Annotated in this window: 12 protein-coding genes, 1 tRNA gene and 1 pseudogene; 6 read left to right on the top strand and 8 right to left on the bottom strand. The window is 58.5% G+C overall.

Annotated elements, in window-relative coordinates:
• Window positions 1–83: 83 nt before the first annotated feature.
• The gene (locus tag ACFO3E_RS12750) at window positions 84–686 is read right to left on the bottom strand and encodes an ArdC family protein (protein ID WP_380805188.1); all 603 of its coding nucleotides are present in this window, start codon (window positions 684–686) and stop codon (window positions 84–86) included.
• Window positions 687–1,227: 541 nt separating this feature from the next.
• Between ACFO3E_RS12750 and ACFO3E_RS12745 the strand changes: the two genes are divergently transcribed.
• The 3 genes from ACFO3E_RS12745 (at window position 1,228) to ACFO3E_RS12735 (ending at window position 2,885) form a co-directional block, all read left to right on the top strand.
• Entirely contained in the window at window positions 1,228–1,449 is a 222-nt protein-coding gene (locus tag ACFO3E_RS12745) for a helix-turn-helix transcriptional regulator (protein ID WP_380805186.1), read from the top strand.
• Between the two features lie 229 nt (window positions 1,450–1,678).
• Complete coding sequence (locus tag ACFO3E_RS12740) at window positions 1,679–2,716, top strand: tyrosine-type recombinase/integrase (RefSeq protein WP_380805183.1); 1,038 nt, start codon at window positions 1,679–1,681, stop codon at window positions 2,714–2,716.
• 95 nt (window positions 2,717–2,811) lie between these two features.
• Window positions 2,812–2,885: transfer RNA gene (locus ACFO3E_RS12735), tRNA-Gly, on the top strand.
• Window positions 2,886–3,174: 289 nt separating this feature from the next.
• Here ACFO3E_RS12735 and ACFO3E_RS12730 read toward each other — a convergent pair.
• The 6 genes from ACFO3E_RS12730 to ACFO3E_RS12705 are packed head-to-tail and all read right to left on the bottom strand — an operon-like array spanning window position 3,175 to window position 7,954.
• Window positions 3,175–3,456, bottom strand: a complete 282-nt coding sequence (locus ACFO3E_RS12730) for a hypothetical protein (RefSeq protein WP_380805181.1) — start codon at window positions 3,454–3,456, stop codon at window positions 3,175–3,177.
• Window positions 3,457–3,498: 42 nt separating this feature from the next.
• Window positions 3,499–4,368: a glucose-1-phosphate thymidylyltransferase RfbA gene (gene rfbA, locus ACFO3E_RS12725; protein ID WP_380805179.1), complete on the bottom strand. Its 870-nt coding sequence runs from the start codon at window positions 4,366–4,368 to the stop codon at window positions 3,499–3,501.
• 28 nt (window positions 4,369–4,396) lie between these two features.
• Entirely contained in the window at window positions 4,397–5,287 is an 891-nt protein-coding gene (rfbD, locus tag ACFO3E_RS12720) for a dTDP-4-dehydrorhamnose reductase (RefSeq protein WP_380805176.1), read from the bottom strand.
• A complete protein-coding gene (gene rfbB, locus ACFO3E_RS12715; RefSeq protein ID WP_380805173.1) occupies window positions 5,284–6,357 on the bottom strand; it encodes a dTDP-glucose 4,6-dehydratase in 1,074 nt (357 codons plus the stop codon). The genes rfbD and rfbB overlap by 4 nt, the downstream gene beginning before the upstream one ends.
• Before the next feature lie 4 nt (window positions 6,358–6,361).
• A complete protein-coding gene (gene rfbC, locus ACFO3E_RS12710) occupies window positions 6,362–6,925 on the bottom strand; it encodes a dTDP-4-dehydrorhamnose 3,5-epimerase (protein ID WP_380805171.1) in 564 nt (187 codons plus the stop codon).
• Between the two features lie 57 nt (window positions 6,926–6,982).
• On the bottom strand, window positions 6,983–7,954 hold the full coding sequence (locus ACFO3E_RS12705) for a polysaccharide biosynthesis/export family protein (RefSeq protein WP_380805168.1): 972 nt from the start codon (window positions 7,952–7,954) through the stop codon (window positions 6,983–6,985).
• Between the two features lie 211 nt (window positions 7,955–8,165).
• On the opposite strand from ACFO3E_RS12705, the gene ACFO3E_RS12700 reads away from it, so the two are divergent.
• From ACFO3E_RS12700 to ACFO3E_RS12690, 3 genes are all read left to right on the top strand, one after another.
• Complete coding sequence (locus ACFO3E_RS12700) at window positions 8,166–9,443, top strand: KpsE/RkpR family capsule polysaccharide export protein (protein WP_380805166.1); 1,278 nt, start codon at window positions 8,166–8,168, stop codon at window positions 9,441–9,443.
• A gap of 71 nt (window positions 9,444–9,514) precedes the next feature.
• A complete protein-coding gene (locus tag ACFO3E_RS12695) occupies window positions 9,515–10,243 on the top strand; it encodes an ABC transporter permease (protein WP_380805190.1) in 729 nt (242 codons plus the stop codon).
• Entirely contained in the window at window positions 10,240–10,887 is a 648-nt protein-coding gene (locus ACFO3E_RS12690) for an ABC transporter ATP-binding protein (RefSeq protein ID WP_380805163.1), read from the top strand. Before ACFO3E_RS12695 ends, ACFO3E_RS12690 begins: the two co-directional genes overlap by 4 nt.
• Before the next feature lie 225 nt (window positions 10,888–11,112).
• On the opposite strand, the pseudogene ACFO3E_RS12685 reads toward ACFO3E_RS12690, so the two are convergent.
• A pseudogene (locus tag ACFO3E_RS12685) lies at window positions 11,113–11,618 on the bottom strand (transposase); the annotation flags it as partial.
• Between the last annotated feature and the right edge of the window lie 98 nt (window positions 11,619–11,716).

Below are 11,716 nucleotides of genomic sequence, written 5' to 3'. Positions count from 1 at the left end.
CTTTGGCCCTTGTCCGGGGCTCGCCCCGGACAAGGGCCAATCAGAAGAAGTGGGGAATTTTCAAATGTCCGATCCGGGGCATTTTACTCCGCCATCAACATGGAGGCATGGAAAGCCATTTGGAGCGGAACAGCGACATAGTCACCTGACGGGGAATAATAGGCTTCGTTACCGCCAATGCGGAGATCGACGCCGCTCTGCCTAATGATGCCGTCAGCCTCGGCAATCGACACCAAAGGACCTGGGACTTCGGCTATTTGCGTCAGCTCATCAGGCAGATCCTTGCACTGGTCGATGTTGAAGACGGTAAAGCGCTTCAAAAAGGCGATCGTCCTTGGATCGCGCTCCTCCTCCCCTGCCCGTTCCTGTTCGGACTTGGGCATGAACCTATCAGCATAGCAGACCACCGTCCCTTTCTCGCCCTTGCGGACACGGCCTCCTGCAGCTTCGGCTTGTTTGTAGGTCAGCCAGCGCTGCCCGGCAAAGCCACGCTCGATCACGGTGGCCCAGAGGATCAGGATGTTGATCCCCGAATATCGCCGGCCCGTCACCGCGTTCTGCGGCATGGCGCAGGGACAGTTGCTTGCGTCCCAGGGCTGCACCCAAGGTAGCCTGCCATGTTCCAGCTCCGCGATGATGCGGGAGGTGACTTCGCCATAGAGGCTGTGACGTTCGTTCGTGCGCATCTCTTCGCTCCTTCTTCAAACCACCGCAACCGGCGCCGGAAGGGCGGGTGGGCGGCAGGAGCGGTCCAAGAGCGCCGCCGATAAAGGCGGCCTGCACCCGCAGGGCCGCAATGCACATGGAGGACCCTTGCGCAGCTAAGGGTTGCAGGATGCCGAGGCGGGGCTAGGGACAAGCGACGCCCACTCGCCTGACCGAAACCGGAGGCACACACGCCATCGCGCTAGCACGCGGGATGACCGCACGGGCGTCCGAAAGGTCGCCCCAAAAAACCGAATCAGATCACGTGCGCACGACGAAAACGGGCGCTCTGCTGCAGGCCGACATCGCTCAGCAGATCTCAGCTGGCAGCGGCGGCATGGATTCTATCAAACGGCCTGAAATTTATTTTGGTCGCCGATCCCACGCCGTGATGTCCTGTGCTCCGATAGGCCCCGATTTGGGCCGATCTGATCCTTCTCACCCGATTGACGGCGCACCTCCGCCCGATAATTCTGGTGCTCAGGGGCACGCATTACACGTCGCAGCAGACAGGATCTTGCCATGACCGATCAGCCACCCGACCGCATCCTTCGCCTCACCAGCGTGCTCGAGCGCACCGGCCTCAGCCGGGCGACGCTCTACCGCAAGGTCCAGGCCGGGACCTTTCCCCGCCAGGTGCGCATCGCTGCGCGCTGCATGGGCTGGCGGGAGTCGGCCGTGAACGAGTGGCTGCGCAATCCGATGTTTTGGAGTGTCAATGAGGCCAACCAGGGGCAGCCGTGATCCCAGCAGATTCGCCTGAAGAGGAACTGCCACCGCGCGCATTAACCGCTGGTCTCCGGGAGTCCCTTCTCACCCCGCAGGATATCCTGTCACGGCTTAGCTTGACCAGCGCCGATCCCGCGAAATGGATGCGCCGAACGTTCAAGAAATATAGCGTGCCATATGTCAGGGTGGGCGGAAAAATCCGGGCGAGCGAAGCGCAGTTTCGCCTGCTAATGGAAAGTCTCACATGCTCACCATGCGTCGCCGCGGGAAGAACGGCATCTACTACATCCGAGGCACCGTTGCGCTCGGCAAAAAGCGCATCGTCGTCAAAGAATTCAGTTCAGGAACGAGTGACGCAGATGCTGCGTCGCACCTGATGGCTGAACATGAGACGAAGTTGCGTCACCAGCTGATGTTCGGTCCGGCCGCTCTCGTCGCGCAGGGAACCATCGCCCAGGCTTTCGACAGCTACCTGACGAAGGCAAAGCCCCCATGTGCGTCCGACGTCCTGCGCATCGGCAAGCTCAATGGCCTCATCGGCGACTTCAGCCTGCGCGAGCCCAAGCAGGCGTGGGAGCATTTTCGCCGCGCCTATCTTACCGGCCATGATCCGGCGGGCCAGGACCGCTATCGCTCAGTGTTTCAGGCGGCGATCAATGTCTATCATGAACTGCATGATCTCCCGCCGTTGCGGATCAAGGCTATCCCGTTCAACAATGAGCGAGTGCGCTTCCTCAGCAAGGAAGACCGCGACCGGCTGATCGCAGCCTACTCGCCTCACATCCAGCCGATCATCACCATGCTCGCCTTCCATGGTCCACGCATCCAAACCGCATTGCAGTTGCAGTGGGGCGTCGAGGGCGTCGATATGCACGAGGGATCGATCCGGCTCAATCACACAAAAAATGCGATCATCCGGTCCGTGCCGATGCATCCCCGCGTGATGGACGTGCTGCGCCCGATCTGGGAGAAGCAGGGGCGGCCCACAAAGGAACATGTTTTCCTCAACCGGTTCGGTGAACCTTATTCCGACACCCGCAAGGCGAAGATCCCCGGTGGCAACCCGATCAAGAACCAGCATGCCACCGCCTGCCAGCGCGCAGGGATCGAGGATTTCACCGTCCATGACTGGCGCCATCATTGGGCATCCCACTGCGTGATGGCGGGGATCGACCTCATCACCATCATGAACTTGGGCGGATGGAAGTCGCTGCGGATGGTTCAGCGCTACTCCAGCGTCAGCGTGGATCACATGCGGGATTCCATCAACAAGCTGGACTGACAACGGTCTAAGGACGTGGGCAGCCCCGTGGTTCGCGGGCGAGTTTTTGATGTTGACGAGCGCCGCTGAAAGATGGCAGGGCGCTGGACCTGCGGGCGGGTATAGCTCAATGGTAGAGCACTAGCCTTCCAAGCTTGTGATGCGGGTTCGATCCCCGCTACCCGCTCCAGCAATTCCGCCATTGCGGCGGTTCCCCTTCAGGCCGCGCTTTGTCAATCGACACTGGATATTCATTCCAAACCGGGTCAATATTGCAGGCTTAAATTTGAGCGATTTCGATGATCTAGTTCTTATTGCGGCCGACTTGTGCAGCCGGTGCGCAGTTTAAACGTGGCAGACAGCATCGCCACACGGGACAGCGCCAGCAGCGCTGCTTTGGCGGTACGATCCTTGGGTAGTGCCTTGTGCAGCCTACCCGCCAGAGCACACGCTGCGCCCGCAGATCGGGGGAATATCGGCTATTCCGAAGGAGACAGATCCTCCCGCATCGCGTCGATCATGAACCGCCATGCATTGGCTGCATCGCCTTGGTAACCGGACGATGATTCTTCCGGTCCGACATATCTGATGATGGTCGCTCCTGCTTCCATCATTCGCAGGCTCGGCTCATGAATCGCCTCCAGGACGGCCCGGACCTGGGGCAGATAGCTTGGCCATGAAGACTGGCACTCACGCTCGCCATCATCAGGATGACCTTCGAGTTTGCACAGAGCGCGGGCAGCTCGTTCTATCGGCGACATCTTCTAAGGGTTGCAGCAGCAATATCCGTGGTCAAGGAATAACTAAGGTTCGGACAAAATCCCGTGCAGATATTGACCGTAATCCGACTTGCCAAGCTTCCCGATCGCCTGCTCCAACTCCGCCACACCGATGAACCCTTGGCGGAAGGCGATTTCCTCCGGGCTGGCGATCTTGAAGCCCTGCCGCTTCTCTAGAATGCGAACGAATTCCGCCGCATCGAGCAGGCTGTCTGGCGTGCCGGTGTCCAGCCAGGCAAACCCGCGGCCCATGATCTCCACATTCAGCTGCCCGCGTTCCAAATAGACGCGATTTACGTCGGTGATCTCCAGTTCACCGCGAGGTGACGGCTCAAGATTAGCGGCGATGTCCACCACCTGCTCGTCATAGAAATAGAGGCCAGTGACGGCGCAGTTCGACTTGGGATGCCTCGGCTTCTCCTCGATGCTGACGGCCCTTTTGGAGTCGTCGAAGCTCACCACGCCATAGCGCTCGGGGTCGTTAACATGATAGGCGAAGACGCTCGCCCCTTGCTTACGCGCCGATGCGCTAGCGAGCAATTCGGGCAGACCGTGGCCATAATAGATGTTATCCCCCAGGATCAGCGCCGACTGTTGCCCCGCCACGAAATCGGCGCCGATGATATAGGCCTGCGCCAGCCCGTCGGGGCTCGGCTGCTCGGCGAATTCGAAGCGCATGCCCCATTGTGAGCCATCGCTCAGCAGCGCTCGGAAAGCAGGTAGGTCGCGCGGAGTCGAGATGATCAGCACCTCGCGGATTCCCGCCAGCATCAGCGTGCTCAGCGGATAATAAATCATGGGCTTGTCATAGACCGACATTAGCTGCTTCGAAGTCGCCAGCGTCATGGGGTAGAGACGGGTGCCGCTGCCACCAGCGAGGATGATACCCTTCATGCGTCGATCTTCCCTTTAGATGAGCAATTCAGTTCGCTATCAGTTGCAGGCGGGCCATCACACTGTTCAGCGATTGGTGCCAGTCGGGCAAGGCCACGCCATGGACCTTTGCTATGAGACCACAGTCGAGCCGCGAATTGGCAGGCCGCGTGGCGGGCGTTAGATAATCGGCGGTGGTGATACGCTTGACCAGTGCCGTCGCTCCGCCCTTATCGGCCGAGGCGGCGAAGATCGCCTCGGCAAAGTCCGCCCAGGAGGCTTCACCGCTGGCGGTCAGGTGGAAGACGCCGCGCAGGGCCGGGTTGCTATCAGCCACCAGATTGGTAGCTACCCGCAGAATACCATCGGCTATCTCCAGCGCGCTGGTCGGGTTGCCGAGCTGGTCGGCGACCACCGATACTTCGTTCCGATCGGCCGCAAGGCGGAGCATCGTCTTCACGAAATTCGCGCCGAATGGACTATAAACCCAGGCTACACGGAGCAGCGCGCTATTGTCGCCATGGGTGGCCAGAACCGCCCGCTCCCCCGCCAGCTTCGAAGCGCCATAGACACCCGTGGGCCCTGTCGGATCGCTCTCGACATATGCGCGATCAAGCGTGCCGTCGAAAACATAGTCGGTCGAGATATGGACCAGCGGAACGCTCAGCGCGCTGGCCGCCTGGGCCACCGCACCGGCACCGGCGCCATTCACTGCATAAGCGAGGTCGCTCTCACTTTCCGCCTTGTCGACCGCGGTATAGGCGGCGGCCGAGACGATGACGTCAGGCACCGCAGTCTCCAGCACGCGGGCGACGGAGGCGGAATCGGCTAGGTCCAGCTCGGGACGGCCCAGCGCGATCACCTCATGCCCGGCGGCCGTACCCTTTTCGATCAGGCAGGTGACGACTTGCCCGGTCTTGCCGGTGACGGCAATCCTCACGCAGCCACTCCGGCGGGCGCGGGTGCAGCGTTCAGGCCGAGCCTCTGGCCGTCATAACGATCGCGCAACGGCTGCCACCACCAATCATTTTCGAGATACCAGCGCACCGTCTTCTCGATACCGCTGTCGAAATTCTCCTGCGCGCGCCAGCTCAGTTCAGTTTCCAGCCTAGTCGCATCGATTGCATAACGCGCGTCATGGCCGGGACGATCGGTGACGAACTCGATCAGTCTTTCGCGCGGCGCATCGGCGGGGACCAACTCATCCAGCACGGCGCAGATCCGGCGCACCACGTCGATATTGCGCCGCTCGTTACGGCCCCCGACATTATAGGTTTCGCCGGGGATGCCTTTCTCAATGATGAGATCGAGCGCACGGGCATGATCATCGACATAGAGCCAGTCTCGCACATTCTCACCCTTGCCATAGACCTGCAACGCGCGGCCTGCGAGCGCGTTGAGGATGGTGAGCGGGATCAGCTTTTCCGGGAAGTGATAAGGGCCGTAATTGTTTGAGCAGTTTGACACCACCACCGGCAGTCCGTAGGTGCGCTGCCAAGCCTTGGCGAGATGGTCGGACGCGGCCTTGGAAGCCGAATAGGGCGAGCTGGGGTCGTAGCGCGTGCTTTCCGCGAACAGCCCCTCATCGCCTAGCGAGCCATAGACCTCATCAGTGGAGACATGGAGGAAGCGGAAGGCGTCCTTCTCCGCGCCAGCAAGGCCATTCCAATAACCGCGCGCTGCCTCCAGCAGCGTGAAGGTGCCGACGACATTGGTCTGGATGAAGTCGGCCGCGCCGGTGATCGAGCGGTCGACATGGCTTTCCGCCGCCAAATGCATAATGCGGTCGGGGCGGAAACCGGCGATCGCCTCGTCCATTGCGGTGCGATCGCATATGTCGGCTTTGAGGAAGCAGTGGCTGGCCTGCCCCTCCACAGCCTTGAGCGAAGCCTCGCACCCGGCATAGGTCAGGGCATCGACAGTCAGGACTTCGTATCCCTTTTCCAGCACCAAATAGCGAACGAGGGCTGATCCGATGAAGCCAGCGCCGCCGGTAACGATCACGCGCATAGGGTTATTCGCTCCAGGTGAAGTAGGCAGGAAGCTCGGCAAGCAGCGGCTGCTGCCGATCCTTCGGCGAAAGTGTAGCGGGATCAGCGACTTGAGGCCAGTCAATGCCAATCGCCGGATCGTCCCAGCGCAGCCCCTTGTCGCACTCGGCGCTGTAATAGCTGGTCACCTTATAGCAGATGACCGTATCGGGCTCGGTCGAGCAAAAACCATGAGCAAAGCCCGGCGGAATCCACAACTGCTTGCCATTGTCGGGGGTGAGCATCGCACCGACCCACTGGCCATAGGTGGGAGAGCCGCGGCGGATATCGACGGCGACATCGAACAAGGCTCCGGCGGTGCAACGGACGAGCTTGCCCTGAGCGTGCGGATCGCTCTGTAAATGCAGGCCGCGGATCGTGCCTTGACGAACGCTGTGCGATTCATTGTCTTGGACGAATGTCCAATCTCCGCAATGCGCGGCAAACAGGTCCGCACGGAAGGTCTCCGCGAAATAGCCCCGCTCATCCCCGATATGGCGGGCGGTGAACAGCTTGACGCCGGAGATCGCGAAGGATCTTATCTCCATCTTCCCACTTTCGCACAGAGAAAACAGGCGATCATATGGCGTCGCCCGTCAAAAGCCTCAGTTGCTGTTTTTCACCGTCTGAACCGCAGCGGTGACCGTCAAGATCGGAGAAAACAGCTGGCTGATCAACTGAATGAGTTTGCTGGGCTGATTTGCCGCCGCATTGCCGAAATAGAGCACGTCCTTGTCCCGCATGGCGAAGCGCTGGGCGAGGAAATAGGAGCCGGTTTTCATCATGTTGAGATGATACACCTTTGGCACCTCATTACCCAGCTGGTCGCGGACATAGCGGAAGACGAAGATCGCCGCGGGATTCCCGATGCCCGGATTGACACCGCCGGCATTAGCAACCGCCTCCGCCAGCGAAACCGACGAACGGCTGAACGGAACCTCCTCAACCCGTCCTGGAGCACCCAGCACAGAATAAGTGCGAGGGTTGTTGATTAGCATCAGCCGGTCACCAGGATAAGCGCGCACGTCCAGCTTGGGATTATCGACAAGATCATTGACGCGGACGTCAACGCTCTGCTCACCCCGGACGACTCGCAGCAACAGATCCTTGGTGTTCCCTCGATAGCCGCCCGCCAGCGCAATGACATCTGACAGAGTTTCCCGGTTAGTCTGCAGCACGAGCCTGCCTGGCTTCGCCACCTCGCCCCCGACAATGATCGAATTGGTGATGGCTTGATTCATCGTAACGATCACCTGCGGGTTCTGCGACATCCGCGCCAGCGAATTGCGGATTATCGCCTCGACTTCGCCGGTGGTGATACCCGCCACGTGAAGCGTGCCGGCATAGGGGATGGTGATGTCACCCAGATCGTCGACGCGCGTCGGCGGCAGCTTCTGCACCTGCACGCCCGGATTGGCCGTGATCTGGCCCGACCCGCCTGCGCCCGAGAACAAGGAAACGCCAGCTTCGTATATGTTGATGTCCAGCACGTCGCCCGGACCAACCATGTCGGTCGGAGGGGGCGCCAGTTCGGGCAGCAACTCCGCCACTGCGTCCGCGCCAGGCATGTCCGCCATCGTGTGGATCGGAACGATCTGGATCGGTGCCGTCCCATCCTTGGGAGCAGCTGCCGATTTTTCAATTTGTCCCCCGGTAGGACCACTGGAAGGAAGCGTGGCGCACCCTGGAAGTCCAATAAGCAGGGATAGATAAACGATATTCTTGACTTGCATCGCTCATGAACTCGGAGGCTTCGAATAATCGACGCCTTAGCACCCGGCTTCTGCGATGGACAATAGTGCCTTGAACGATTCCGCGATCAAACCGTTCTGGCCTTGCGCCCCGACCGATGTTGGCCTAGCGGGAGGCAGCTTAGGTTCGCTTGAGGCACAGCACAAAATTATGAACGTAAATTCCTCGTTCCGGGTCGAGGCTGAAGCCCCCCTCCAGCAGTCACCTATAGCGCATTGGCTGAAAAAACGTCGCGGGTTCCTGCTGATGGTGGCGCTGCCTACATTTCTGGCGGCGCTCTATTATGGCCTGATCGCGTCTGACGTTTATCTTTCGGAATCGCGTTTCGTCATTAAAAGCCCAGACCAGAAACGGTCGCAGATGTCGACGTTGGCCAATCTGGTTCAAACAACTGGGATGTCTGGCGGCCATGAGCAAACGAGCGAGGTGTTGACCTACGTCCGCTCTCGTGACGCGCTCGAAGCGCTGGAAAAGAACATAAGCATTCGCGGCCGATTCTCGACGCGGAAAGCGGATTTCTTGAGCCGGTTCCCCCTTCCTTTCGCTGATAGCAGCTTCGAAAGTCTGTTCAAATATTATGGTAAGCGAGTCGATGCTCGCATTGACACCGAAACAGGCACGGCGACAATCAAGGTCGAAGCCTTCACGCCACAAGATGCTTACATCATTAATCGCGAGTTGCTCGATCTAAGTGAGGCGCTCGTTAATCGCCTAAATAGCCGCGCGCAAAGCAAGGGTATTGTGGAGGCGCAGAAGCAGGTCGAAGTGGCGACACAGAGGGCGAAGACCGCACGAATCGCTCTTGCACAATATCGTAATGCGCAGGCGCTGATTGATCCTGGCAAGCAGGCAGGTGGCGCGCTGGAGATCGCCAATACGTTGATTGGAGAACGCGCAGCGCTTCAGGCCCAATTGGACTTGATGCACCGCCTGACGCCAAGCAACCCGTCCATCCCTGCTCTTCGCAGCCGTATCAATGCAATCTCCGTACAAATCGCCTCGCAAGATAGCCGGGTTGTGGGCAACGGCAACGGCATCGCATCAAAGATGGGGGGCTATGAAAATCTGCTGGTGGAACAGGAGTTTTCCACGGCAAGCCTGACTGCGGCCAACGCCGCCCTCGTCCAGGCCCGCGCTGAAGCTCAGCGTCAGCAATTTTATCTAGAACGGGTTGTAGACCCAAATACCCCGGACACACCGCTTTTGCCGAAGCGATTTTTGAACGTTCTTGTGGTATTTGCGGCTGCCCTTTGCCTCTATTTCATCGCTTGGATGTTCATGATCGGTGTTCTTGAACATGCGCCGGAAGATTAAGCGTGAAACAGGGCAGCTTTCATCGAGTACAAACAAGTTGGGCCGTTCAGGCTCGTGTCATTCACGCCTTGATGATACGCGAATTGATCACCCGGTTTGGGCGTGAAAATATCGGATTCCTGTGGATCATGGCCGAGCCTCTACTGTTCGCTGGGCTAGTTGGCCTTTTGTGGCACTTTACGCACGGCGCCACCGAACATGGCGTTGGGGTGATCGCATTCGTGGCGACCGGGTACATCCCGATTACTCTATTCCGACATGGCGTAGCGCGCAGCGTGGCGGTTTTCACAGCGAACCAGAGCTTATTATATCATCGCCAGATCAAGATCGTGGACTTTATATTATCGCGCTTTATTATTGAAGTTCTTGGTGGGATGATGGCCTACCTGTTCATGGCCGTCGTCTTGATTTGTTTCGGTGAATTTCCCATCCCATCGGACATCGGTTTGCTAATCGCCGGTTGGTTCCTATATGCCTATTTCTGCTTTTCAATTTGTCTAATCATTGCACCGCTTTCAGAATTATCCGAAGCTATGGAAAAATTTATTCCTGTCACCACTTATATTATGATTCCGTTTTCGGGTCTCTTCTTCATGGTGTCTTGGCTCACCCCGGCAACTAGGCAATTCATGCTGTTTTCGCCATTTGTGAACGGCATGGAAATGATGCGCAAGGGGGTATGGGGTGATAACGTAACGGCATATTACGACGTTTGGAGTCCTATTATTTGCTCGACTATCGCGACGATGATAGGCCTCATCCTCTGCCGTCGTGTACGCCGCAAGTTGACCGTCGAATGATTATTTGCAGTCACATCGCGAAAGCCTATATACACGGCGGCAGACACAAGAATGTTCTGCAGGATGTTAATCTGATAATCGAGCGGGGTGATCGGGTCGGTCTTCTGGGTCGCAATGGGGCCGGAAAGAGCACACTGATCAAGCTAATTGGCGGAGTGGAAATGCCCACTTCGGGCAAAATCCTTCGCAACATGTCAGTGTCTTGGCCGCTCGGCTTCGCCGGGGGGTTTCAAGGTAGCCTGACCGGCCTCGACAACGCCCGTTTCATAGCGCGGATATATCAGCGGGAATATCCCGAGATCAGACGTTTTGTGGAAGACTTCACCGAGCTCGGTAAACAATTGCGGATGCCAGTAAAGACCTATTCTTCCGGCATGCGTGCGCGTCTGGCCTTTGCGCTATCTTTAGCAATTGAATTCGACTGCTATCTTATCGACGAAATAATCCTTGTTGGCGACCAGAATTTTCAGAGAAAATGCCAAGCTGAAATGTTTGAAAAACGACAGGATAGATCAATAATATTGGCGTCCCATAGTCCTGAATTTATTAGAAATTTTTGCAATAAGGCAATCGTCATTCATCAGTCGCAAGCCACGATGTACGACGATGTCAACGAAGCCGTTGCACGATATGACGGGTTGTGACGCGCCATATGCACCACGCTCCTAAACGACGCCGACTTATATAATTCGCCATCTACGGTTTGGAGCGACGCAAGCCCCGAATTTCCTCCAGTGGGACACCTCAAAGAACCGCCTGTTTAGCAGCGACGTGCATCGGCAGGGGTGAGCAGGCCTTCTGCGGCTTGGAACCCTGTGGGGTTTTGCTGATTTTCTGCGGCACTGCCGGCTTTTGAGCGCTGCTTGCCATCAGGCGGGCGCAGTGCGTCCCTCGAGCCAGGCGAGCCGCTGGAAATTATAGGCCAGGTTCGCCATGCCGATCATGATGCGGGGTACGGGCCATGCCGATGGCGCGATGCGATGCTGCTGTCCGGCGAACACGTGCTCGACCGCCGAGCGCTTGGCATAGGCGCGCGCGGCGCGCTCGGGCATTGCCCGACGGTCGGCGTGCGCTGGTGGATGATGCTTGTGAACATGCCCTCGGCCAGGAACGCCTCGTTCTTCTTCGAGCGGCAGGCGGTATCCGCCCAAATGCCAGAGGCAGTGTTGCGGCTCACCAGATCGGGCAGTCGCGCGCCGTCGTGGGCGTTGGCGGCGCTCGCGTCCCAGGTGCGGATCAGGCCATGCGCGCGGTCGATGCCGACATGGTTCTTGTAGCCGAACATCCGAATGGCAAGATCGACTCGCTCGAACGCCTTGGGGTCAGCGCCTTCCTTCACCTTGGCCTTCGTGTATTTCACGCTCCAGCGCGCATCTAGAGCGGAATCTGATCACTCTGGCTCATATCCTGTAGCGGTGAAGTAATTTGCGCATTCTTCGGGGGTGAAGCGTGGCAAAGCGTCGCGGATTGCAT

Source organism: Sphingobium tyrosinilyticum (assembly GCF_042654265.1).
Taxonomy (GTDB): domain Bacteria; phylum Pseudomonadota; class Alphaproteobacteria; order Sphingomonadales; family Sphingomonadaceae; genus Sphingobium; species Sphingobium tyrosinilyticum.
The sequence above is the reverse complement of the archived record's forward strand: the minus strand, read 5'-3'. Positions and strand labels throughout refer to the sequence as shown.